The sequence below is a fragment of the Paraburkholderia bryophila genome, from assembly GCF_013409255.1.
Lineage (GTDB): Bacteria > Pseudomonadota > Gammaproteobacteria > Burkholderiales > Burkholderiaceae > Paraburkholderia.
Window position 1 is genome coordinate 566,151 of sequence record NZ_JACCAS010000002.1, and the last position, 24,533, is coordinate 590,683.

Sequence of the window (24,533 nt, forward strand, 5' to 3'; positions counted from 1 at the left end):
TTACAACATAAAAAGCATCTTCCTACTGACACAATCAAGGTGAGGCAATGAATCAGGAACAGTGGACCGCAATGGACGAGTTTTTGACGAGCCAACTCTTACCGCAGGACACCGCGCTAGACGCCGCATTGGAAGCAAGCACGCAAGCCGGCCTGCCGGCAATCAACGTCGCGCCCAATCAGGGCAAACTGCTCAACCTGCTGGCGAAGCTGCGTGGCGCCCGCCGCATTCTCGAAGTCGGCACGCTCGGCGGCTACAGCACGATCTGGCTTGCGAGAGCGCTGCCGGCCGACGGCCGCCTCGTCTCCCTCGAAGTGGACGCTGCCCACGCCCAGGTAGCGCGGGCCAACGTGGAACGCGCGGGATTGTCGAAGACCGTCTCGGTCGTGCTCGGCCCAGCGGCGCAGACACTCGAACAATTCGTGGCGGATTCGGCCGAACCGTTCGACATGATCTTTCTCGATGCGGACAAGCGGAGTTATCCGGAGTATCTGCGTCTGTCGTTGCAATTGAGCCGTCCCGGCACGCTGATCGTCGCCGATAACGTGATTCGCCGCGGACAAGTCGCGGATCACGCGAGCACTGATCCGGATGTTATCGGCCTGCACGCGTTCTTCAGGCAACTCGCAACGAATCCGCGCCTGGATTCGACGGCGGTGCAGACTGTCGGCGTAAAAGGCTGGGACGGATTTTCAATGACACTCGTCTCCAACTGAACTTAGTGGGAGTCCACGCCAATGAACAAACGCCAGTTCCTGACCCGCGCGGCCGTATTGAGCGCTACGGCCTCGCCCGCGTTCGCCACCAAACCTGCCCGTCACGAAGCCTGCAACGCGTCGCCGGTGGTGCTGACCATCACCGGTTCGATCAAGCGCCACAATCGCGGCGCACTCGATCCGGCGTTCGATCAATTGCTCGCGAAACATCAGGTGAAGTTCTCCGAGGCGTACGGGGTGGACTTTGCTTTGATCGCCAGCATGCCGGCCGTGACGATCAAGCCCACCACCGAATACGATTCCCACCAGCACGCATTGACCGGCCCGCTATTAACCGATGTACTCGAACACGTCGGCGCGCCGGGCGCGGGCAGCACGCAAATTCTGATGCACGCGGTAGACGGCTATGCCGTGATGACGACGCTCGACAAAGTGCGCGCCTACCGCTTCATCGTCGCAACCCAAATGGATGGCAAGCCGCTGCCCTTAGGTGGCGTCGGCCCACTCTGGGCCACCTACGACGCGGACAACATCGACGAACTGTCGAGCAAGCCGCTCAAAGATCGCTTCGAGTTGTCGCCGTGGGGGCTGTACCACTTGCAGGTGATCGAAGCGTAATGCTCAAAACAGGTGATGAATCCCGCTGAGGAACACTGTCTGCCGCCCGCCTGACGCTGCGCCAATGCCGATCGTATTCGCCACCGCGCCGCCGCCCGCGGTCTCGAACATCAGGTCGGCGTAAAGCTGGGTTGTCTTCGACAGCGAATAGACGTTAGCCACGGTGAATTGCGTCCAGCGATGTCCGGCGAGCGTCGCGGTCCACGCCCCCGCCGACACTTCTTCGGCGGGCGTCAACCGCAGATTCGCGCCGCCGTCCACGCTGCGAAAGTGTTCGACGCCGCCGGCCGACTCGATCCTCACGTCGGTGGCGAGCGCATGCACGGTCACGCGCTCGAACCGGTACGATCCGCCGATGCCCATATCGCGCACCTGTTTCGCGTTGAAGGTCGCACCCGGCGCAATCGTCTGGCCTTCGAACGACGTCAACCCGAGCCCAGTGGAAAGCGGCAGCAAGCGGTCGCGGTACTCGGAATAAACCGCCACCAGTTTGACCGGCCCGTTCGTATAGTTCGCACCAAAACTGATGGTGCGTCCATTGGTATTGCTTGCCGCCGCGCCGGCAAATCCATACATCGCACCGAGCGACAGTCCGTGATAATTCGCGCTCTTCCATTTCACGGTATTCGATAGTTGCACCGGCAACGTGCTGCCCAGACCGTCGAGATTGCCGGGATGGAACGCCGAGAAATCGCCAAGCAATTGCCCCGTCGAGAGCGAACCTAGCCACTCGAAATTCCAGTCCGTCTGACGGCCCAGCGTCATCGTGCCGAATACCGGATCGGCCAGACCCACATACGCCTGCCGATTGAAAAACGTACTGCTGCTGGCGGAAGCGCCTGTCGTCGTGACAAAACCGCTTTCGAGCCTGAATAGCACCGTGCGCCCCGCGCCGATATCCTCGACGCCCTGGAAGCCGAAGCGGTCCGCCTGTAACGTGCCCTGCTCGGCGATATAAGCCTTTGCGCCATGCAGATTGCTCACATAGCCGAGACCGGCGTCGAGACTGCCGTACAGCGTGACGCTGCTCTGCGCCTGCGCCGTTGAAGAAACGCCGAGCGCAGCCGAGCACGCGAACGCCGTCGCGTGAAAAGCGAATTTGGTTTTCATGAAGTGTGGGGTGAAGCGTTGGAAAGAGAAAGGCGAACTGCGAATTACGAACTACGAATGGCGAGGGCGTCGACGCCCGCTATCCGATGGGTTAGGTGGGTTGGATTTTTTCCACCGGCACAAGACGCCATGCGCCGAACACGAGATTGACCAAGATCGCCGTGAGCGTGCCCGCCGCCATGCCATTACCGAGAACGATCTGCACCGGCCCCGGGAACGACGCATACACGTTCGGCACCAGAGTCGGTATCAGCCCCACGACAAGCGCCGCCGCCAGCGTGTATTGATTGCCACGCGCATGCAGATCGACCTTGCCGAGCAGATTGATGCCCATCACGCCGATCATCGCGAACACGATCAGCGCCGTGCCGCCCACCACGGGCGCGGGAATCGCGTAAGCCAGGCGGCCCAGCGGCGCAAACAACGCGACCACCATCAACATAGCGCCGGCCGTCGCCGTAACGTAGCGCGAACGTACGCCCGTGGTCTGCACGACGCCGATATTCTCCGCGCTGGTGATGATGAGCGACGTGCCGAGCAACGAGCCAACTAACGACGCGAGCGCATCGCCGCGAATCGTCCGTGGCACATCGCGGCGCATGTCGATCGGCTTGCCGGTGATCTCGCCAACGGCCACCGTCTGCGCGGTCGCTTCGGCCATCGAGATGACGCTGAAAATCAGCATCGGCAGTGCTGCGAGTACGTCGAAGCGCGGCATGCCGAACGGCAGCAGCGCCGGCAGCGTGAACAGCGGCCCGTCCCACAGTCCGGCGGCGGGCATCAGCCCGACCGCCCAGCCGGCCAGCGTGCCGACCACGAGCCCCAGCAGCACGGCCAACCGTCCGACAGTGCCCTTGAACAACCGCGCCACCGCAATCGTCGCCACGATCGTGACCACCGCGAGACCGAGCGACAGCGGCCGCGCGAAGGCCGGCGTACCCGGCTGCCCGACCACGATCCCCGCATAGATCTTGATGAGGCTCACCGACACGAGCACCAGCATCGTGCCCACCACCACGCGCGGGAAAAATCGCAGGCAGCGCGCGAACACCGGCAATACGAGCCAGTAAAACAGGCTGGTCAGGATCGCCGCGCCGGCAGCGGTACGCAAATCCGTCTGCGTGGCGATCACTGCGAACAGCATGGCCGGCGCACCGCCCGGCACCATGACGAACGGCAGGCGCGCGCCGATCGGCCCCGCGCCCAGCGATTGCAGCAACGTGCCTGCACCGCACACGAAAAACGTCGCGCCGATCAGATGCACGGTCATGTCGCCCGGCAGCGACAACATTCTCGACACCAGAAAAACCGCCGTAACGGGCGAGGCCGCCATCGACAGAACATGCTGCAGGCCGAACAACACCAGTTGCCAGGCGGGCAACCGCGTGTCGACGCTATGTGTGGCTGGATCAGGATTCACGTAACCCCCGGGAGGCGAATCGCAACTAGGCGCAACAGCGCGCTCGACAGTCAAGCGCGCAACCACGGCAGTTGCTCGCGGCTATAGCGGAACGTCTGGAATACACTGTTCAACTGGCCGGGGCCCGTCTTGCGCGCGGCTTCGTCCGGGTACTCGCCGAACCAGGGAATCACGTATTCCCACACCACCTCGCCCGCCGGCGTCACTTCGAACAGACGCCCCGTGGCGGATTCGGTAATGTGCGTGTTGCCGTTGGCGAGACGCTGCGCATTGCCCATGAACGCGCTGTAAAACGCGTTGACCATGTCGTCCGCGTACGACCAGACCACCTCGCGAGCCGACGGATCGATCTCCAGCACGCGCGAGAACGCCACGTGCGCGCCAGCGCGGAAGTTGCCGTTGTCGAACGTGAGAATGTTGCCGTTGGCGAGCGCCACCGGTGCATGCTGATGCGACACGACGCTCGGCGGAATGTGCGTCGTGACACGCCCGCTTTCACGGTCCACGGCAATGATCCCCGACGTGGTGCGCAAGCTCATCAGCACCTCGCCCTTCGCGTTCACGCCGAGTCCGTTGACGAGCGGCCAGTGATAGCGTCCAAAGCCCGCCGCGATCGGAAAGTCCTTGGGGTTCAGATGTTCCGCTGCCTTCCATTCCCACACCAGTTCGCCGGCACGATTCACCTCGCGGATCACGTCCGCGTACATCGGCTCGTCGGGCCCGTGCGCGGTGCCGCCCGGCACGCGCTCCGCGAAACCGGCCGGCACCCGTTCGCAAGCGGTGTACAGCAGGTTGCCGTTCGGCAGCCACTGCGCGTCGTGATGATGCGCGGGATCTTCGTAGCGCCAGACCACCTCGCCTTGCGGCGTGACTTCATAGAAGTCGCCGCCGTGCCACATGGACCACGGCGCGTAGCGGTCTTCCGAGTCTGCATGGTTGCCGTTGTAGCCGAGATTGCCGTTCGGCAGAATCACCGCATGGCGACCAGGACGAACCGGCATCTGCCACTCGTGCACGATTTCGCCGCGAATGTCGACGAGATAAACGTGACCGCCCGCCGTCTGCGGCGCGATCAGCGTATACCCGCCGGCCGATTGTTGCGGGTCGTAGGCGATGAGACCGACGCCGCGGCGCCGCTGGGTAATTTGGTCGACAGTGGTGGTCACGATTCGCTCCGTTAAGATGATGGAGCAAAATCTAGGCTATTCGATCCGTCAGGAAAACATGATTGTTCCATACGGCCTGTACGGAAAAACTATACGGTGCAAATATGCGTCCAATATCGCAGACATTCCGCTGTTTCGACGAGGTAGTCAGGCGCGGTTCGATCCGCAAGGCGGCCGAATCGCTGCACCTGACCGCTGCCGCAGTGCACCAGCAAATCCTCAATCTTGAGGAGCAGGTCGGCTCGCCGTTGTTCGATCGCTTGCCGCGCGGCATGCAACTCACCACCGCCGGCGAAATCATCATTGCGGCAGTGCGGCGCGGCCAGCGCGATTTCGACAATGCTATGACCCAGGTCGAAGACTTACGCTCGTTGCGGCGCGGCCATATCAACCTGGCGGTGTCGCCCTCGTCCGCCGAACAGTTGGTGCCCGATGCGATCATGGCGGCCATGCAGAGCTATCCGGGCGTGACGTATAGCGTGCGGTCGGGCAATGGCGAAAGCATCCTGAAGTGGGTGGAAACCGGCGAGGCCGACATTGGTTATGGATTGCGCCGCAAACCGCCGCCCGGCGTCGTGGAAGTGCGCGCGTTTTCACAGCACCTCGGACTCGTTGCGCCGCTTGGGCATCCGCTGACCAAACTGAACAAGCGGCCGCGACTGCGCGACTGCCTCGACTATCCGCTCATTCTGATGACGCCCGATACCGAACTGCGCGCGATGGTGGATCAGATCGACCATCGCGAGAAACGCAAGGCGCGCCCGCTGGTGGAAACCAGTTCCGTATCGATGGTGCGCCGGCTCGTGGCGGACGGGGTGGGGATCGGCTTTCTGATCGCGGAGAATGTTGCGGAAGACGTGGCGCAACGCAAACTCGCGTGGTTGGCGCTAGCGGACGCCGGCGCCAGATCGTTCAGTTGTCTGTACCAACGCGCGGACTTGACCACCACGGTCGCGATGAGCATGTTCCTGCAGTTTCTCGGTCAGTCGATCGAGACGACTGAAAGCCGTTTTCATGCGAGTACGCCGACGCGCCGCAAACGCGTGGCAAAGGTTACATGACGGCGCGATTGCTTCGTTGTGAACGCGTCGTGAACGCGTTGTGGACGCTACGAGTTCGCTTTCCCATTCACGCTGTCAGTGCTGTTCTTCAACAGCCAAGTCGGCGCTGAATCGTGCAATGCACGCCTGCCGCACGCGATCGATCGGCATCGACCAATCCTCGTTCGGTGCGCGACGGAAGAGCCGCACGGTGTGCGGATACCACGGCGAATCGCTGCGCTCGTGCATCCAGCGCCAGTCGATATCTTTTTCCGGCAGCATCACCCAGCACGGCTTACCGAGCGACGCGGCCAGATGCGCGGTAGACGTGTCCACGCAAATCACCAGATCGAGCTGTTCGATGATCGCCGCGGTGTCCGCGAAATCGTTGATCTGTGAGCCAAGATGAAGCAACGGTTGCGAAGCGGGCGGGTTACGCGCTTCGTCTTCGCCCTGCCCTTTCTGCAGACTCACGAAGCTCAGGCCGGGCACGGTCCAGAGCGGCGCCAGCAACGAAAGCGAAGGAACCGAACGATTCGCGTCGTTATGGTGCGCCAAGTTGCCCTTCCAGACGAGACCGATCTTGCGGCCGGGCGGCAGCGCGTCCAGCGCCGGCTGCCATTGTTCGACCAACGCCGGTTCGGCGCTCAAACGCGTAGGACGCGGAATCGTATCGATCAGCGTACGCAGATGCAGCGGCGCGCTCATCAGGCTCGTCCAGCAGTCGTAACCGGACGCCCGCTTCAACGCCGTGTCATGGTCGACCAACGCATCGATTCCGTCGACGGAGGCCATCAACCGATGCAGCGCCGGCATGCACGCGAACTCGATCCGCCTGGCCCCTTGCGCCTTCAGCAACGCGAAATAGCGGCTGAACTGAATCATGTCGCCGAGGCCGTCTTCCTGCCAGACCAGCAGCGTTTTATCGGCCAGCGTCTCGCCGCCCCACTGCGGACAACCCAGCATGTCGCGCGTCTTGTAATGGACGAAACCCGGCTGAAAATAGCGGTATTCGTAAAGCTGCCAACCTTCTTCGAAACGCCCCATGCTGAGCAGCAACACAGCGAGGCCGAACTTTGCGTCGCCGTAAGCGGGACTCAGCGCAAGCGCTCGGCGATAAGCGCTTTCGGCTTCCGTCAGCCGCCCGAGTTGCGCCGCTGTCGCGCCGAGGTTGTAGTGCGCCTCGGACAGATCGGGACACAACGCCAACGCCTGCGTAAAGGCCTCGATCGCCTCGGGCAGACGGTCGAGCAAACGCAGCACGCAGCCCAGATTGTTGTGCGCCTGCACGATGTCCGGCCGCCAGCGAAGCGCCTCGCGATACGCGCGCTCGGCGTCGCCGAAACGTTCGAGTTTGGCCAGCACGATACCGAGGTTGTAGTGCGCCTCGGCGTAATCAGGACGGCAGGCGATCGCGCCGCGATAGGCCGCTTCGGCTTCGGGCAAACGCGTGAATTCGGTCAGCACTGCGCCGAGGTTCAGATGCGCCTCGGGGTAATCCGGGCGCATCGCGAGCGCGAGCCGGCAGGCCAGTTCGGACTCTTCCAGCCGGTTCGTCGCCTTCAGCACGCCGGCGAGATTATTCAGCGCCTCCGGATACTGCGGCCGGATCGTCAGCGCCTGACGATAAGCGGCGTCCGCTTCAAGCAGACGGCCAAGGTCCATCAACACATTGCCGAGGTTGTTGTGCGATTCGGCGTGCTCAGGCAGTCCCCGTAGCGCCGCGCGATACGCCGCTTCGGCTTCGGGCAGACGGCGCAATTCGTGCAGCACCATCGCGCGGTTGTAGTAGGCCTCCGAATAATCCGGACGGATTTCAATTGCCTGACGGTACGACGCCTCCGACTCTTCCTTGTAACCGAGTCCGTAGAGCACGATGCCGAGATTGTGGTGGGCGTCGGCCCGGTCCGGCCGCAGAACGATCAGTTGCCGGTACATCGCCTTGGCCGCCGACAGCCGCCCAAGCGACTTATGCAGCATGCCGAGGCTGTCGTACACCTCGACGTAGCCGGGTTTGATCTGCAGACACTGGCGCCAGTAGTCTTCCGCGTCATCGAGCTTACGCAGCGCGAACGAACAGGCGCCGGCGATATTCAACGCGTCGGCGCGTGCGTCGTCGGATATCGTTGCGCCTTCAAGGAGCGGCGCAAGCATCGGCGCGACCCGCTGCAAGGCGTCGGCGAACTGTCCGGTCGAACATAGCGCGACGGCCTGCTGGTTGAGGTCGGTGATCGAGGAGTCGCTCGTCTGCGTCGTGGTCATGAGTGGTGGTGCATGGAGGCCGGCGCTGCGCCGGCCAGGTCGATCGTTGGTTCCGTGCCGCGACAAAGCGCCGCGCCGGACGGAATGCGCAACATGTACCACGCAGCTTAAGCGAATCGGCGCGCGGGTAACGACGGGAAATGAACGGTGTTCGGCCCTCTAATCCCTCGCTATAACCAGGATCACGCGAGAAAAGTTCGCGCCTCAGTGCTAGAATCGCCCCGCTTTTACTTTCAATCTCATGACTCTACGCGCCCACAACCGCATGACCGCCTGGCTTGGCCTCATCGCCATGTGTCTGGTCGTGTTCGCGCCGCTCGTGAGTCAACTGCTGGTGTCGAACCGCGCGGGCGAGCCCATCGCCGCGCTCTGCTCGGCGCTTCAGCCGCGCGGACTGGGCGAGCTCAGCCAATCCGTCATCGCCACGCCGGCACCGGTTCAATTGAGCCATAACGACGCGTTCGGCGCCTGCGGCTACTGCCATCTGCTCGAACACCACGTCGCCATGCCGACGGTCGCCGCCGTCGAGCCGCAAGCGTCGCTCACGCTCGCCGGCACCGCTGCGCCCACACTCTCCACCCGCTTCACGCCGCTCGGCGCGTTTCCGTCCGGACGCCCCCGCGCCCCACCTGCCGTTTCCTGATCACTGCCGGTCCTGATCGCGCATTCGTCGCGCCCGTATAGGGCGCGCGCGGTCGTCTGTTCAATGCATCAAGGAAACGTTCATGTTCAACTTCGCCCCGCGAAGCCTGTCCGCTCGCGCCCGCCGCGGCGCACGCGGCTTGATCTCTACTCGCCTGCCGCTGCCGTCTTTGCCCGTCTGTCTGCCGGCTTTCATTCCGGCGCTCGTGCCGGCGCTGCTGCCGGCTTTCGTTTCGACAACGGCCCATGCCGATACCGTGATCGCCGAAGCCACGCTGCCGGCCGTCAACGTCACCGCCAGCGCGAATACGGCGGCCGCGCCGCGCGCCGTCGATCCGAATCTGCCCGCCTCAGTCGAGACCGTCACGCGCGATCAGTTCGACAACTGGAATGTGGTCAACACCGAAGACGTCCTGAAGTACATGCCGAATCTCGCGGTGCGCAAGCGCTTTATCGGCGACCTGAATTCGATCATCGCAGTGCGCGGCACCAGCAATTCGCAGAGCGCGCGGGGTCTCGTCTACGCGGACGGCCTGCTGCTCAGTAATCTTCTCGGCAACAACTATTCGTTTCCGCCGCGCTGGTCGATGGTGTCGCCCGACGAGATCCAGCAGGTCGACGTGATCTATGGACCGTTTTCCGCGCTTTATCCGGGCAATTCGCTCGGCGCGACGGTGCTCATCAGCACGCGCATGCCGAAGCAGTTCGAAGCCAGCGCCGACGTCAAGGCATTCACGCAGCATTTCAACCTGTTCGGCGTGAATCAGAACTTCAACGGCAGCGAAGCCAGCGCGTCGATCGGCGACCGGGTCGGCAAGTTCTCGTACCGGCTGGATGTGAACCATCTGGACAACACCAGCCAGCCGCTGCAATTCGCCACGCTCGCCAAGTCCGGCACGCCCGCGAAAGCCGGCGACGTGCCGGTCACCGGCGCGTATCTGTACAACAACCAGACCAACACGCCGACGGCGGTGCTCGGCGTGAACGGCGAAGGGATCGAGCATACGATTCAGGACCAGTTCAAGCTGAAGATGCAGTACGACTTCACGCCGACATTGCAGGCCGGTTTCACGCTCGGTTACTGGCATCAGACCTATAACAGCCAGACCTCCACCTTCCTGCGCGACGCGAACGGCAACCCCGTTTATAGCGGCAAGGTAGCGATTGGCGGCTACGAGTACAACATTCCCGCCGCCGCGCTGGCGCCGAGCCTCGGCTATAGCGAGAACTGGCTCTACGGTGTGTCGTTGAGAACGCGCTACGCCACCGGCTGGAATGCCGAAGCAGTCGCGTCGTACTACGACGTCAGCAATAGCGTGGCGCGCACCGCCGCTTCCGGCGCGCCGGGTAATGGTCCCGGCACGGTGATTTTCGGCGATGGCACCGGCTGGAAAACGCTCGATCTGCGCAGCACCTACACGCCCGCCTCGAAGCAGGCAGGTCTCGCGAATCACGCGCTGAGCTTCGGCTATCACTACGACAACTACTTCCTCGATAACGAGAGCTACAACACGCTGAACTGGCGCGACGGCGGAGCGACCACCTTCGCCAACGCATTCCGCGGCAAGACGCAGACCCAGGCGTTATACGCGCAGGACGCATGGCGTTTTCTACCGCGCTGGAAGCTCGTTTATGGCGTGCGTTATGAAGACTGGCAAGCGTACGGCGGATCGCAGGCGCTACCCGGCCAGGCGTTGCCGTTCAGCGACGCGAGCCAGCAGCACTTTTCGCCGAAGGCCTCGTTGTCGTTCGACGTTACCGACGACCTGATCCTGCGCGCGTCGATCGGCCGCGCGTATCGCTTTCCGACCGTCAGCGAACTGTTCCAGGGGCAAATCAACGGCTCGGCGATCGTCAACAACAATCCGAACCTGAAGCCCGAAGACGATCTCTCGAAAGAACTGACGGCCGAATGGGCGCACTGGAATGGCGTGTTCCGCTTCTCGCTGTTTCAGGACGACGTGAAGAACACGATCTTCAGCCAGACCGACACGACCGTGATTCCGAACGTGACGAACTTCCAGAACATCGGCAAGGTGCGTTCGCGCGGCGTGGAAACGAGTTACTCGGGACAGGACGTGTTCGTGCACGGCCTCGATCTGATCGCCAGCGTCGCGTACACGCAGTCGAAGATCATCGCCAATGCGCAGAATCCGGCCACGGTCGGCAAGTACTTCTATCGCATTCCGCTGTGGCGCGCGAATCTCGCCGCCACCTATCGCTTCGACGAACGCGCGGCGCTCACGCTCGCCGCGCGCTATTCGGGCCGCCAGTACAACACGCTCACCAATACCGACACCAATCCGGACGTGTTCGGCGGCACGAGTTCGTACACCGTGGTCGATACGAAGTTCACCTTCCGGCCGACGAAGCTGAGCGAGATCGGTATCGGCGTCGACAACCTGTTCGACGCGCGCTACTTCGTCTACCACCCGTATCCGGGCCGCACGTTTTATGTGGAAGCAAAGCTGCGCATGTAAGCGCGCGCTATGAACGCGTTCGTCGCGCGGCGAAGGCCGCTCGACTTAAAACCTAATTCAGGAGGATTTTATGTCCACCACCACCGCTCAACGCGTCGTCTCGGCGACCGGCACGGTCAACCCCGGCTATCGCACACTTTGGCGCTGGCACTTCTATGCGGGCCTCTTCGTGATGCCGTTTCTGGTCGTGCTGGCGATCACGGGCACGCTGTATTGCTTTCAGCCGCAAATCGAGCCGCTGTTGTATCCGCATCGGCTGATCGTCGAACCGCAAGCCGTGCCGAGGCTGACCGAAGACAGGCTGTTGGGCAAAGCTCGCGCAGCCATGCCGAAGGACGCTGTCGCGGTCACCGCCGCGATCGCGAGTGCGCCGGATCGCAGCACGGAATTCGTGTTCCGTCTTGCCAATGGGGAAAAAGAGAGCGTCTATCTGAACCCGTACAGCGGCGAGGTGTTGGGCACGCTGAGCGTCGAGAATCGCTTCATGCAGGTGGACCGCATGCTGCATCGCAAGCTGTTGCTCGGCAAGCCCGGCGAGTTGCTGATGGAACTCGCCGCATGCTGGACACTCGTGATGATCGGCACCGGCGTCGCACTCTGGTGGCCACGTGAAAAAACCACCGCACGGGCGGCGCTGGTGCCACGCTTCACGCTTAAGGGACGTCCGTTGTGGAAGAACCTGCACGCCGTGATGGGCATCTGGCTCGCGCTCGGCGCCCTCGCTTTCGTGCTGAGCGGGCTGCCGTGGACGGGCTCATGGGGCAAGCAGTTCAAGGCGCTCGCGACCGCTGCGAATCTCGGCGCGCCGCCGGGTTCGTGGGGTGGCTTGCCGTTGCGTTCCGTGCTGCCGGCCGGCATACCTATCGATGCGGCCGCAACGTCCGCGATGGCGGCCACCGCCGATAAAACCCGCGCGGCACACGATGAACACGCCGCCCACGGCGCGAACGCCGCCGACATGGATTCGATGCCCGGCATGGTGATGGACGATTTACCCTTGCCGCTCACGCCGTGGGCCGTCGGCAATTCACCGGTGCCTGCGTCTGCTGAACCACAGGCAGCGCAAGCGCAAACGCAACCGAAGCCGCTGCCACTAGGCCACGTCGTCGCGCAACTCGCCTCGCTCGGCGTGACCGACGGCTACAGCATCGTGCTCCCCACTTCGCCAACCGGCGTCTACACGGTCTCGTACTTCCCCGGCGATCCGAAAGACGAACGCACGCTGTACATCGATCAATACAGCGGCGCGGTGCTGAAGGACATTCGCTATGGCGACTACGGCGCCGTGTCGAAAGCTGTGTCGTATGGCACGTCGTTGCATATGGGCCGCTATTTCGGCCTCGCCAATCAGTTGCTTTGCGCGGCGATTTCACTCGGCCTCGCGGCGATGGCGGCGACCGGCTGCGTGATGTGGTGGAAGCGCCGTCCGCAACGTTCGCTCGGCGCGCCGTCACGTGAACGCGCCGCTCCGCCGATGCGCGGCTGGAAAACCGGTCTCGTACTGCTCGGCATGATTTTCCCGCTGATGGGCGCCACGCTGCTCGCCGTGTGGCTCGCCGACCGCACGATTTTCGGTCGTAGCGCACGGCAACCGGCCTAACGTCATTTCCTTCCGTCGACTCTGTCGATTCCGTCGAACCATGGAGCACATCATGAATACATCGCGTCAACTTCTCCTCGCCGCTTTGCTGTGCGGTGCATCTTTCCAGGCATTCGCGGCAACCCCCGCACCCGCAAGCGTGTCCGATTGCTGGATCCGCGCGTTGCCGGGCGATCTGCCCAAGGGCGGCTATTTCAAGGCTCATAACGCCGGCGATCAGCCGGTGAATCTCATCGGCATCAGCTCGAACGCGTTCGGCATGGCGATGCTGCATCAAACGCAAAGCCAGGGCAGCACGTCGTCGATGGCGATGGTCGAACAGGTCGCGGTACCCGCGCACGGCACGCTCGTGTTTGCGCCGGGTAACTATCATGTCATGCTGGAAGAGCCCAAGCAGACGCTCAAGGTCGGCTCGTCGATTCCGCTGACCTTCTCGTTCAGCAACGGCCAGAAAGTCACCGCTTCCTGCGCCGTGAAGAGTGCGGGTACGATGGGTCAGTGACACGCTGGACAGGCAGCGCCGCGCGCTTAAAATCTTCCCAGGGATAAGCCCGGCGCCGTAACATAACCCATGCCTCGCGGCCAGCTCAAACACTCACTCAGGAGAAGCACAATGAACTCGAAACTCGGTCGACCGGCGTTGATCGCGGCCGCGCTCGCGGGCCTCGCGGCAGCGCCCATCACCGCAGCGCACGCCACAGAAAAAGTGCAGTGCTACGGTATCGCCAAAGCCGGTCAGAACGACTGCGCGAGCAAAACCGGCGTGCATAGCTGTGCCGGTGAAGCAAAGGTCGACAACGATCAGGGCGACTTCAAAACCGTACCGAAGGGCACTTGCACGAAGCTGGGCGGCAAGGTCGACGGAAAGACCTAGTAGCCCGATCTGCCAACCGTGTCGCCTACTCCGCTGCCTTCCATGAACGCCGTCGCATCGACGCACGCGCCGCCGCGCGGCGTCGGTATCGGCTTGCGTCACGCGCACTACCGCGATTTCCTCGACGCAACGCCGCCCGTCGACTGGGTCGAGGTCCACAGCGAAAACTATTTCGGCGACGGCGGTTTCGATCTGCATGTGCTGCACGCCGTGCGCCGTGATCGTCCCGTCAGCCTGCATGGTGTCGGCCTCGGACTCGGCTCGGCGAAACCGCTCGATACGATGCATGTCGCGAAGCTGAAACGCCTCGTCGAACGGATCGAGCCCGCGCTCGTTTCCGAACATTTGTGCTGGGGCGCGACGGCGGCCGGTCATCTGAACGATCTGCTGCCGATGCCGCTAACCGACGCGGCGCTCGCGCTGCTGTGCGCGCGCGTCGGCGAGTTGCAGGATGCGTTGGGCCGGCCGGTTCTGCTGGAAAACGTCTCCACGTACGTACGTTTCCGCGACGATCAGCACGGCGAGACGGCCTTTCTCGCTGAACTCGCGGCGCGTACGGGTTGCGGCGTACTGCTCGATGTGAACAACCTGTATGTGAATCAATGCAATCACGGCGAGGACGCCATGGCGGCAATGAACGCGCTGCCGCTCGGTGTGGTCGGCGAAATTCATCTCGCGGGTCACAGCGTGACGGACGTGGCCGTGATCGACGATCACGGTTCTCGCGTCGCGGCGCCGGTGTGGGCGCTGTATGAGTACGCGGTACGACGGTTCGGCGCGATACCGGCGTTGATCGAATGGGACACCGATCTGCCCGCGCTGGATATTCTGCTGGAAGAAGCCAACCGCGCCCGTGAGGTTCAAAGCGCGGTTCATGCTGCACGGCCTGCTCTTAGCGGAGACCCAAAGAACCATGCGCGCCTCGCTTGAGTCACTGCAACGCCTGTTTGCCGAGTCGCTGGAAACAGATCGGCGGCCTGTGCTTGCGCAACTGCGCACCGATGCCGCGCTTCAAAAGCGCATCGATCTCTATCGAAACAACGTTCGCGCTCATCGCCGCGATGCGCTCGCAAGCGCCTATCCCGTGTTGCGGGCGCTGGTCGGCGAGACCTACTTCGACGCAATGTCGAAGGGTTACGCACACGAACATCCCTCGCAAAGCGGCGATCTGAATCGCTTCGGCGCTGCGCTGCCGGACTTCATCGGTCGTTACGAAACTGACCCACAGTACCGCTATTTCGTCGACCTTACGCGACTTGAATGGTCGCTGCATGTGGCCCACTACGCGGCTGACGCGACAACGCTCACGCAACAGGAATGGGCCGCGATCCGTCCCGACGATCTGCTCGACGCACAACTCGCGATCCACCCTGCTTGTGCGCTGATTGCTTCGCGCTACGCCATCGCCGATATCTGGAAAGCTCATCAACCGGACGGCTCGTTGCCAACGCAGATCGATTCGCCGACTTACGCGCTGGTCGTGCGTCCACATTGGCGCCCCGAAGTCCTCGTGCAATCCGCAGCCGCACACGCAGCGTTCGGCCCATTGCAACGCGGAGCGACACTCAATGAAGCACTCGACGCAGCCTTTGAGATCGACTCCGGATTCAATTTCACGTCGCAATGGCGCGAATGGATCGCCACGTCCGCGATTACCGGCCTCGTGCACGGTGCGCCGCCACAGGCCGAATCCACGCCGACAGCCGGACCATAAAGCCTCTCCCAGCCTTACCACGCATCAGACTTTTGATCAGTTCGACAACGCCAACGGCGCCGTGTATAAGCCTGTAGAGCATTGCATCTCAAGGTAAACACCCGATGATTTCGCAAATAAAACAGATCTTCAGCGATTCGAACAGTCACGTTCGCACCCGCCTGCTCGGTATCTACGGCGTGCTGATCGCCACCAACGTGATCGCATGGCTCTGGGCGTTCATCGCGTTCCGCCATCATCCCGTATTGCTCGGCACCGCGCTGTTGGCCTATGGCTTCGGCCTACGCCACGCGGTCGACGCGGACCACATCGCCGCGATCGACAACGTCACGCGCAAGCTGATGCAGGAAAAGAAGCGTCCGGTCACGGTCGGCTTCTTCTTCTCGCTCGGTCATTCGACGGTCGTGGTGCTGGCCTCGCTCGCCGTGGCGGCGACCACCTCCGCGATGCAAGGCCGCTTCGACCACTACAAGGAAATCGGCGGCGTGGTCGGCACGCTGGTCTCCTCGCTGTTCCTGTTCGCGATCGCGCTGATGAATCTGATCATCCTGAAGTCGATCTATCGGGCGTGGCGCAACGTGAAGCAAGGCGGCCGCTATGTCGACGACGACTTCGACCTGCTGCTCGCCAACCGCGGCTTCTTCTCGCGCCTGTTCAAGCCGCTGTTCCGCTTGATCAGCCGTAGCTGGCATATGTACCCGCTTGGCTTTCTGTTTGGCCTGGGCTTCGACACCGCCACCGAAATCGCGCTGCTCGGCATTGCCGCCGCGCAGGCGTCGCAGGGATTGTCGCCGTGGGCGATCATGGTGTTTCCGGTGCTGTTCAGCGCCGGCATGTCGCTGATCGATACGCTCGACGGCCACCTGATGCTCGGCGCGTATGGCTGGGCGTATCTGAAGCCGATCCGCAAGATCTACTACAACATGACCATCACGCTGGTGTCGGTGGTCGTGGCGATTGTGATCGGCAGTATCGAGGCATTGGGTCTGGTCTCGGATAAGTTGAAACTGCAAGGTCCGCTGTGGGACGCGATCGGCGCGCTGAACGATCACTTCGGCACGCTCGGCTACGTAATCATCGGCATTTTCGTGTTGAGCTGGCTGGTGTCCGTGCTGATCTACCGCGCGAAGAAATTCGACGACATGGAGATCAGCCGGTAACGGATAACGCGCCGTTCACCTCACGACAAACCAAACGCCCCGTCATGGGGCGTTTGTGTTTTACGACCGTTTACGCTACATTTTGCTCGGTTATGCTCGATTCACCCGACAACCTGAGACCGACACCATGCAGCGAACCCGCCAGGAAGCCATTGATGGACTGCTGCCCGAACAGCGCGAACAGTTGATCCTCACGCGGCTGCGCGCCGAAGGGCGCGTGCTGGCGTCGGCGCTCGCGGCCGAACTCCAGACCTCGGAGCACACCGTGCGCCGTCATTTGCGCGATCTGGCCGATCAGGGGCTGTGCAAGCGCGTCTACGGCGGCGCCCTGCTCGCCTCGCCCGCCGACAAGCCCGCCGCCGTGCGCATGGGCGAAGCCGTGGACCGCAAGGCCCGCCTCGCCTTGGCGGCCGTGTCGATCGTGCGTCCGAAGCAGATCGTTCTGCTGGACGCCGGCTCGACCAACGTCGCGATTGCGGCGGCGCTGCCTGACCACGCCGACCTGACCGTCATCACCAACTCGCCCGAGGCTTGCGCGCGCCTCTTGAACCGACCGGGCATCACCGTGATCCTGATCGGCGGCCGTATCGCGACGGGCGCGGCCGGCTCGGTCGGCGCGACCGCGCTGCTGCAAGTGCAGCAGATCCGCGCCGACCTGTGCTTTCTCGGCGCATGCGCGCTCGATCCCGACGAAGGCGTCGCCGCATTCGACGCCGAAGACGCCGAACTCAAACGCGCAATGATCAAGGCAAGCGGTCAGATCGCGATCGCACTGACCTCGGAAAAGCTGATGACCGCCGCGCCGTTTTCCGTTGCACCCGCAACCGCCGTGGACCATCTGTTCGTCGAGGACGACGTGCCGGCCGCGCGCCTCGCGAAGCTCAAGGCGGTCTGCGACAACGTCGAGGTGGCCCGCTCGTGAGCGCCTCCCAGCCACTCATCAAGGAACGCGCGGCCACCCTCGGGGTGTTTCTCGCCAACGGTTTCGGGATCGGCGCGTGGGCCGTCGAAGTTCCGCGCATCAAGGAAAGCCTCGCGCTCAGCGACACCGCGCTCGGCATCTCGCTGTTCGCGTTCGCGCTGGGCGCGATTATCGCCATGCCGCTCGCGGGGCAACTGGCGCCGCGCTTCGGCAGCGGCCGCGCGACCGCGCTGCTCGGCGCGGCCTTCGTCGTGGCGCTGCCGCTGCCCGCCTTCGCGCCCAACATGGCCGTGCTCTGCATCGTGCTGCTGGCGCTCGGCGCGGCGAACGGCGCGCTCGACGTGTCGATGAACGGGCACGCCAGCAGCATCGAAAGCCAATGGCACGCGCCGATCATGTCGTCGTTTCATGCGGCGTGGAGCGCGGGCGGCCTGCTCGGCGCGGCGACCGGCGCCATGCTGCAAAAGAGCGGCGTCGGCGTGAGCGGCGGACTGCTGATCCCGGGCGTCGTGATCGCCGTGCTATTCGCCGGCGCCGCGCTCGTTGCGTTGCGCGATGTCGGGCCTAGCAGGCTGTTGAATTTTGGTCCCGTGTAAGCGGGGTTTGAGGGACGGGCGTTATGGATATCGTGTTCATGATCTTTGGCAGCGGATGCGATGCGCGGAATGGATGAGATGCAGGAAACCCTGTTCACGACGGTCAAGCTGGAGGACTTCGTCCCGGCAGATCACCCGTTGCGACCGATCCGGGTGCTGGTGAATGATGCGTTGAAACGGCTCAACGGGCTGTTCAGCGTCATCTACGCGGACACTGGCCGTGCCTCGATTGCACCTGAGAAGCTGATGCGAGCGCTGCTGTTGCAGGTGTTCTACTCGGTGCGCAGCGAGCGCATGCTGATGGAGCAGATGCGCTACAACCTGCTGTTCCGCTGGTTCGTCGGGCTGGCGATTGAGGACGCCGTGTGGGACCACTCGGTGTTCTCGAAGAACCGAGACCGGTTGCTGGAGCATGAAGTCGTGGAAGCGTTCTTCACCGAAGTCATGAGCCTGGCGGACAAACGGGGCTTGTTGTCGAGGGACCATTTCTCGGTGGACGGCACGCTGATTCAGGCGTGGGCCAGTCACAAGAGCTTCCGCCGCAAGGACGGCCCGGAGGATGGTCCGCCCGCCGGCGGTGGCCGCAACGCCGATACTGACTGGAGAGGCGAGCGACGTAGCAATGCCACGCACGAGTCGACTACTGATCCGGAGGCGCGATTGTTCAAGAAGAGCCACAAAAGCCCGGCCATCCTGTGCTACCACGGGCACATCCTGATGGAGAATCGCTCAGGGCTGGTGGTCGGTGCCGTGGTTAGTCACGCGGATGGTTTCGCCGAGCGGGCCAGCGCGTTGCGATTGCTCGATTGCGTGCCAGGCGCTCATGCGAAGACAGTCGGTGCCGACAAGGCGTATGACACCCGTGACTTCGTGAACGATTGCCGCGCTCGCAACGTGACACCGCATGTCGCGCGCAACGATGAGCGTTCGGGCGGCAGCGCAATCGACGGGCGCACTTCGCGGCATGCGGGCTACCGGACCAGTCAGATCATCCGCAAGCGTATCGAGGAGCACTTCGGCTGGGGTAAAACCGTCGGTCGGATCCGGCAGACGGTCTATCGCGGCATCCGGCGAGTCGACCAGCACTTCAAGCTGACGATGGTTGCGAGCAATCTGACCCGCATGGCGCGAATGCCAGGTGTGGTGCCGCAAGGAGCGACGCGATGAGCCGCCACGGCATGGCGAATGCACGGCGCGCCGCCTGCGCGCACGCGCATTGCCTACAAAAACCACCGTGCGAACCCGCAATTCAGCAGCACATCGCATTTGGAAGCCTCGTGAACACTGCTCCCGTCTTCATGACGGGGCGCTTTTCAACAGCCTGCTAGAGCGGCCGCGCCTGCCAGCGGCTTCATGTGGCCGAATGCCGCCGTGATGAAACTGGCGCTGCTCGCGTTCCTCTGCATGCTGGTGGAAGGCGCGGTGGCCGACTGGAGCGCCGTGTATTTGCGTTCGACGTTGAACCAGCAAGCCAGCGTCGCCGCGATCGGCTATTCCGCGTTTGCGTTTTCGATGGCGGCCTGCCGGATTGTCGGCGACGTGTCGGTGCGCCGCTTCGGTTCGAGCAAGGTGGTCGCGTTGGGCGGTTTGATCGCCGTGGCCGGACTCGCGCTGGTGCTGAGCTGGCCGACCGTGCTCACCGCCTGCGTCGGTTTCGCGATGGTCGGCATCGGCCTCGCGAACATCGTGCCGGTGATTTTCAGCGCGGCGGGCCGCTCGACCGTCACGCCGGCGATCGGCGTGTCGATGGCGGCCACAGCCGGCTATGCGGGCTTCCTGGTCGGGCCGCCGTTGATTGGTCTGGGCGCGGGCCTGCTCGGTTTGCGCGTCGCGCTGTGCGTGCTGGTGATGGCCGCGTTGACCGTCTGCCTGCTGGGCGGCAAGGCCGTGCGCAGCACACGGCTCGCATAGAACACCGCAAACACCGCCTGAGACTCGCCTCGAATTTGACTAGAACACGCCCGGAATCACGCGGAAACGCACCCGGGTTTTGTAGCTGCGATAGCCGTCATCCGCGGACAGCAGTTGTTCTTCGCGAACAATCCGCACCACCTGCAACGCGAACTGGCAGCTATAGACCAGCAGATTCTGCAGCCCGAAGTTCACCAGCAGAAAACCCATGTCGGTGATGAAGTAGCCGAGATACATCGGATGGCGCACGAAGCGATACGCGCCGCGCGAGACGACGCCGCGATTGGCCGGCAAAATACCGAACGAGCGGCGCAGCGACGCTTTGGCGAACAGTTGCCAGAAAATCCCCAGCAGTTGCAGCGTCGCGCCGACGCTTTCCGACACGAGATGCGAACCGGGGCTCAGACGCACAGCCAGAAAGTAGTAGGTGCCGCCCATCGAGCAGATAAACGCGAGCGGCCGCCAGTCGCGCTTGACCGGGATCCGCGAGAACAGCGACAGGCCGATCGTCACGAAAGCCGACACGACCAGCAGCAGCAACGTGATCCGCTGCGGCGCCGCGAGCCATTGCCGGACCGCCGCATAGGCGAACAGGCTCAGCATCGACGCGGCGCCGACCCGCGTGGCGATCTCGACGAAGGCGTGCCGCAGGTTGGGCGAGCTTTGTTCTTCGGCCGCAAGACAAACAGATGCAGAAGCGGCCGGGGCATTAGCCGCAGGCGCCTTCTCTTCCACCCTCGGCCCATGCCTGGAATGAGCCTCGGAAGGCAGATCTCGCAACGGTGTCGGCGATGTCATAGCGCGCTCACTTGGAAATACGAAGGATTTGCGAAGCCAGTTGCGTGAAGCACGGCTTCAGATCGTTCGGGGTCGCCGCGTAACAATACACGCCGACCGGTTGGGCCGGGTTATAGCAGCGAGCCAGCGAATCCGGCGTGTTGGCCATGCACTTGAGCACGTCCGAGCCCAGTTCGTTGTCCGGGCCTTCCTGCTGAACCAGTTCCGGCCCATAACCCAGCGTGAACACGTAAGTGCCCTCGATGCGCGCCTGCGCCGCCATGGCTTCAAGCAGATTGCGCGACGCCCGGTTGACGTTCACATACGTGATATTGCCATTCGGCACCGCGCGCGGCGTGGTGACAGGCCAGATCGGGAAGATCTGTTCGTTGACGTTGTGCGCGTTGTACCACTTCGGCATCGCCGTCACGAGTCGGGTCGCGTTGCTCTGATAACACGGCGAGCTCAAGGCCTGGCTCAGCGCGTTCATGTTGTAGAGCCCGGTCATCGTGCCTGCCGTGTCGGGACTCGCGAGCGTGGCCGGCGTGTTGTTGCACCTGCTCTGATTGGTCGTGAAATACGACGCGAAACTGTTCGGCGCACCGTCCGAGAAGAACACGATCACCCGCAAACTGGACGGTTGCGTGATCACCGTATTCAACTGGTTGCGCGCGTTCCAGACCGCTTCGGCCGAATTGGTGCTGCCGCCGAAGGTGTAGCTGTTGATGTCGGTCGTCATCAACGTGCGGTTGAAACCGCGCGTGTTGCCGTTGAACGGCACGTCCACCACCGTGCCATACGCAAAGTGCATCAACGCCACGCGGTCGTTCGTCACGTCGAAATTATTCAGGAAGGCGATTGCGTTCGCGCGCACCGCGGCCGGCACGCCGGACACGTTCAGCGAACCGGTCGTATCGATCACGAACGCCATGTCCAGGGTCTTGCGGATCGCCTGCGACGAGGCACTCACGTTCAGGATTCTGAAGCCGAGAGTCTGCATGAAGGTGACCGGCACGCTCGCCTGCGCGGTCATGCCGATCGTCACGGTGCCCGCGTTGAACACGATCGACGGCGTACCCGCCGTCACCGTCGAGCCGAGAAAGCCCACCGGATAGTTCGCCGCGAAAAATGCCGTGGCCGCCTGCTGCGCGTTGGCGGTCTGCTGGGTCTGATTGTTGCCGCGCGTGACGGCTTCGCCCGCGGCGATCACGGCGCCGTCGGTGGCTGCGTCGAGGCGTGCCTTGATCATGTAACCGAGCCCGGAATCCACCGCGAGCCCGACGATGCCGATCAGCGCGATCAGCGACACCGCAACGATGACGCTGATCGATCCTCTCTGCCGTGCTGTGTATGCCGCTATTTTCTTCATCACATCCCCCGACCCGCGTTTTTTTATTCGACTGTGTTTTATGTGTTTTGTCTGAATCAGAACACCGTCATCGCATACAGATTCGGCGACAGCGCCGGTGTCCGGATTCCGCCCCCCAGGTTGAGCGAACCGAGCAGCGGCGTTTGCTGATAGAACGCCTCGACCACGTAAGCGATCTGCCCGGTGGAGAGCTGGCCTTGCAGCAGATTCACCGCCGGTGAACTGGAACCCGCCGCCGGAATGTTGCTGCAACTGCCGGTGCCGTCCGTCGCCCAACTGGTGCCCGCGCTGCCGCAACTCCAGGTATGGCTCGCCGGATAGTAGTTGCCGCCGTTCCAGCGGTATTGCGCGACCACGATCCCGGTGCAGTTGTTGCCGCTGCTGTCGCAGTTGTTGTTGCCCATGATCTCGGTGATGTAGATCATGCCGTGCGCGGTCATGTTGAGCGGCGGCGTGGTCGCGGTGAGAGACGTCATGATGGACTGCATCGGATACGTGAGCGACGCGCGCGAGGACAGGTTCGCGCCTTCGCGGCTCACGTTGATCAGAATCATCTGCGCCTGGATGTTGCGCGCGATGTCGTAGACCGGCAGCGCGAGCGCCACGAGGATCGGCAGCAACAGCGCCATTTCCACGCTGACGATGCCGCGCGCGACGCGCCGGCCGTTTCGCCGGCTACGTGTGCCTGCATTTATGCGTGTGGGCATATCAGAAGCCCTCGTTGCGCATCGTCGCCGCGACGCTGAAGCTGAACTTGCCGTTAGCGAAAAACGGTTTGACCAGCGGCGTCAACATCGGCCAGATGCAGTTGATCTGCAGCACCACGATGTCGCCGGGATTGCCGAACATGCCGGTGCTGTAACTCGCCTGAGTGCTGTAGGTTTGGCTCGTGCCGCCGTTGATGGTGACCACGTAGCTCGGCGAGACGTAGTTGTAGAGGCCCATCGAGCTGACCTTGATCTCCTGCAACACCGCCTCGTAGCGCTGCTGGCTGGTCGTGTTCGGATCGAGATTGCTTTGCCCCGTCACGGCGTAGCGCGCGCCTTCCCGCACCGCGTATTGCATGGTGAGATTCACCCACAATGCCACGCCCAGATCCATGGCGATGCACAGCAGCAGGAACAGCACCGGCGCGACCAGCGCGAATTCGAGCGTGGCGATGCCGCCCTGCTTGCGTCGATTGCGCGTGCGGCCGGTAGCGGGCGTGTCGGCGGCCCTGCCGGCTTCATGAGCGGCCTTGCGGCGAACGGCTTTCATTTCGGCTCCTGATCGATCGCCATCGGCTTGCCGGCGAGTCCCGTGCCGCGCCCGGCCGGCAGCCGCAGCGGCCAGCTCAACGCACCCAGCAGCGAGCGCGGTTGTGCGCCGTCGTCGAGACCGGTGGCCGGCCACTCGTGCTTCGCCGGCACCCAGCGCGTGCCGAACAGGTGATCCCACAGCGGCAGCAATTGCGTGAAGTTATGGTCGAAATGCTCGGCGCGGTTCGAGTGATGCAGGCGGTGATATTGCGGGTTGTTGATCCACGTGCCGTAGCGGCCGAGATCGACGCGCAGATTCAGATGCGCGAAATAATTGCCGACCATGAATACCAGCGCGGTCGCGCCGACAATCGCCGGGGACACCTTGAACATCACGCCGACCAGCGGATAGAGCAGGCACCCTTTGATCAGCATTTCGAACCAGTGGTGCCGGAACGTCACCGTCACGTTGAACTCCACCGCGCTGTGGTGCAGCGAATGCAGCTTCCACAGCAGTGGCCACGCATGCTGCAGGCGATGAAACGCATATTCGAGGAAGTCGATGGTCAGCAGCACGATCACGAACGACGCCAGCGCGCCCCACCCGTGCGACACCAGCACGACCATGCCGCCGCCGAGCGCATTGACGATCGCGACGCTGGCAGCCGCCGTAAGCGGCCTCACCGCCTCGGCCAGCACCAGGTACAGCCCCGCATACGCCATGTTGAAACGCTGCCCCGCGCGCGATTGCAGCAGGTCGGCCGGCCAGCGCCGCTCCAGCACCGCGCCCACGGCCATGATCGCCAGCACGAGCAGATAGCCGCGCAGCCACAGGCCGGCGTGGTGCAGCAGATCGGCAAACGCGCTCGAGGCAAGCATGGTATTCCCCGGTAAGTACTTGTGCATCAACGGCGCACC

24 protein-coding genes are annotated in these 24,533 nt (G+C 63.1%); 15 read left to right on the forward strand and 9 right to left on the reverse strand.

Features of this window, described 5'->3' with window-relative positions:
• The first annotated feature begins 47 nt into the window (after positions 1-47).
• Positions 48-716, forward strand: a complete 669-nt coding sequence (locus GGD40_RS23870; protein WP_179745313.1) for an O-methyltransferase — start codon at positions 48-50, stop codon at positions 714-716.
• 21 nt (positions 717-737) lie between these two features.
• Positions 738-1,334, forward strand: coding sequence for a molybdopterin-dependent oxidoreductase (locus tag GGD40_RS23875; protein WP_179745314.1), 597 nt, complete (start codon positions 738-740; stop codon positions 1,332-1,334).
• Positions 1,335-1,337: 3 nt separating this feature from the next.
• On the opposite strand, the gene GGD40_RS23880 is transcribed toward GGD40_RS23875, so the two are convergent.
• From GGD40_RS23880 to GGD40_RS23890, 3 genes are all read right to left on the reverse strand, one after another.
• Positions 1,338-2,444, reverse strand: coding sequence for a porin (locus GGD40_RS23880; RefSeq protein WP_179745315.1), 1,107 nt, complete (start codon positions 2,442-2,444; stop codon positions 1,338-1,340).
• Positions 2,445-2,535: 91 nt separating this feature from the next.
• Entirely contained in the window at positions 2,536-3,864 is a 1,329-nt protein-coding gene (locus GGD40_RS23885; protein ID WP_179745316.1) for a uracil-xanthine permease family protein, read from the reverse strand.
• A 50-nt stretch (positions 3,865-3,914) separates the two neighbouring features.
• Positions 3,915-5,030, reverse strand: a complete 1,116-nt coding sequence (locus GGD40_RS23890; RefSeq protein WP_179745317.1) for an aryl-sulfate sulfotransferase — start codon at positions 5,028-5,030, stop codon at positions 3,915-3,917.
• 104 nt (positions 5,031-5,134) lie between these two features.
• On the opposite strand from GGD40_RS23890, the gene GGD40_RS23895 reads away from it, so the two are divergent.
• On the forward strand, positions 5,135-6,091 hold the full coding sequence (locus tag GGD40_RS23895; protein WP_179745318.1) for a LysR family transcriptional regulator: 957 nt from the start codon (positions 5,135-5,137) through the stop codon (positions 6,089-6,091).
• Between the two features lie 75 nt (positions 6,092-6,166).
• Here GGD40_RS23895 and GGD40_RS23900 read toward each other — a convergent pair whose 3' ends face one another.
• The gene (locus GGD40_RS23900; protein WP_179745319.1) at positions 6,167-8,332 is read right to left on the reverse strand and encodes a tetratricopeptide repeat protein; all 2,166 of its coding nucleotides are present in this window, start codon (positions 8,330-8,332) and stop codon (positions 6,167-6,169) included.
• Between the two features lie 241 nt (positions 8,333-8,573).
• Between GGD40_RS23900 and GGD40_RS23905 the strand changes: the two genes are divergently transcribed.
• From GGD40_RS23905 to GGD40_RS23960, 12 genes are all read left to right on the forward strand, one after another.
• Positions 8,574-8,975 (forward strand): DUF2946 domain-containing protein, encoded by a 402-nt coding sequence (locus GGD40_RS23905; protein ID WP_179712470.1) that lies wholly within the window; start codon positions 8,574-8,576, stop codon positions 8,973-8,975.
• 82 nt (positions 8,976-9,057) lie between these two features.
• On the forward strand, positions 9,058-11,454 hold the full coding sequence (locus tag GGD40_RS23910) for a TonB-dependent receptor (protein WP_179745320.1): 2,397 nt from the start codon (positions 9,058-9,060) through the stop codon (positions 11,452-11,454).
• A 70-nt stretch (positions 11,455-11,524) separates the two neighbouring features.
• Positions 11,525-13,054 carry a PepSY-associated TM helix domain-containing protein gene (locus tag GGD40_RS23915; protein WP_179745321.1) on the forward strand — a complete coding sequence of 510 codons (1,530 nt, stop codon included), beginning with the start codon at positions 11,525-11,527 and terminating at the stop codon, positions 13,052-13,054.
• 52 nt (positions 13,055-13,106) lie between these two features.
• Positions 13,107-13,556, forward strand: a complete 450-nt coding sequence (locus GGD40_RS23920) for a copper chaperone PCu(A)C (RefSeq protein ID WP_179712464.1) — start codon at positions 13,107-13,109, stop codon at positions 13,554-13,556.
• 111 nt (positions 13,557-13,667) lie between these two features.
• Positions 13,668-13,928 (forward strand): BufA1 family periplasmic bufferin-type metallophore, encoded by a 261-nt coding sequence (locus GGD40_RS23925; protein ID WP_179745322.1) that lies wholly within the window; start codon positions 13,668-13,670, stop codon positions 13,926-13,928.
• 42 nt (positions 13,929-13,970) lie between these two features.
• Positions 13,971-14,858 (forward strand): MNIO family bufferin maturase, encoded by an 888-nt coding sequence (bufB, locus tag GGD40_RS23930; RefSeq protein ID WP_179745323.1) that lies wholly within the window; start codon positions 13,971-13,973, stop codon positions 14,856-14,858.
• A complete protein-coding gene (locus GGD40_RS23935) occupies positions 14,842-15,642 on the forward strand; it encodes an HvfC/BufC N-terminal domain-containing protein (RefSeq protein WP_179745324.1) in 801 nt (266 codons plus the stop codon). The genes bufB and GGD40_RS23935 overlap by 17 nt, the downstream gene beginning before the upstream one ends.
• Before the next feature lie 104 nt (positions 15,643-15,746).
• Positions 15,747-16,802 carry a HoxN/HupN/NixA family nickel/cobalt transporter gene (locus GGD40_RS23940; protein WP_179745325.1) on the forward strand — a complete coding sequence of 352 codons (1,056 nt, stop codon included), beginning with the start codon at positions 15,747-15,749 and terminating at the stop codon, positions 16,800-16,802.
• Between the two features lie 127 nt (positions 16,803-16,929).
• Positions 16,930-17,724, forward strand: coding sequence for a DeoR/GlpR family DNA-binding transcription regulator (locus GGD40_RS23945; protein WP_179745326.1), 795 nt, complete (start codon positions 16,930-16,932; stop codon positions 17,722-17,724).
• Complete coding sequence (locus GGD40_RS23950) at positions 17,721-18,320, forward strand: MFS transporter (protein WP_373565351.1); 600 nt, start codon at positions 17,721-17,723, stop codon at positions 18,318-18,320. Before GGD40_RS23945 ends, GGD40_RS23950 begins: the two co-directional genes overlap by 4 nt.
• A 60-nt stretch (positions 18,321-18,380) precedes the next feature.
• The gene (locus GGD40_RS23955; RefSeq protein ID WP_373565298.1) at positions 18,381-19,487 is read left to right on the forward strand and encodes an IS5 family transposase; all 1,107 of its coding nucleotides are present in this window, start codon (positions 18,381-18,383) and stop codon (positions 19,485-19,487) included.
• Between the two features lie 186 nt (positions 19,488-19,673).
• On the forward strand, positions 19,674-20,231 hold the full coding sequence (locus GGD40_RS23960; protein WP_257030565.1) for a hypothetical protein: 558 nt from the start codon (positions 19,674-19,676) through the stop codon (positions 20,229-20,231).
• 39 nt (positions 20,232-20,270) lie between these two features.
• Here the strand turns inward: GGD40_RS23960 and GGD40_RS23965 are convergent, their stop codons facing one another.
• The 5 genes from GGD40_RS23965 to GGD40_RS23985 are packed head-to-tail and all read right to left on the reverse strand — an operon-like array spanning position 20,271 to position 24,494.
• A complete protein-coding gene (locus GGD40_RS23965; protein WP_179745327.1) occupies positions 20,271-21,029 on the reverse strand; it encodes a methyltransferase family protein in 759 nt (252 codons plus the stop codon).
• A gap of 7 nt (positions 21,030-21,036) precedes the next feature.
• Positions 21,037-22,377, reverse strand: coding sequence for a TadE/TadG family type IV pilus assembly protein (locus GGD40_RS23970; RefSeq protein ID WP_179745328.1), 1,341 nt, complete (start codon positions 22,375-22,377; stop codon positions 21,037-21,039).
• Between the two features lie 56 nt (positions 22,378-22,433).
• Positions 22,434-23,084 carry a TadE/TadG family type IV pilus assembly protein gene (locus GGD40_RS23975; protein ID WP_179745329.1) on the reverse strand — a complete coding sequence of 217 codons (651 nt, stop codon included), beginning with the start codon at positions 23,082-23,084 and terminating at the stop codon, positions 22,434-22,436.
• Position 23,085: 1 nt separating this feature from the next.
• Positions 23,086-23,634 (reverse strand): TadE/TadG family type IV pilus assembly protein, encoded by a 549-nt coding sequence (locus tag GGD40_RS23980; RefSeq protein ID WP_179745330.1) that lies wholly within the window; start codon positions 23,632-23,634, stop codon positions 23,086-23,088.
• Entirely contained in the window at positions 23,631-24,494 is an 864-nt protein-coding gene (locus GGD40_RS23985; protein ID WP_179745331.1) for a sterol desaturase family protein, read from the reverse strand. Before GGD40_RS23985 ends, GGD40_RS23980 begins: the two co-directional genes overlap by 4 nt.
• Positions 24,495-24,533 lie beyond the last annotated feature (39 nt).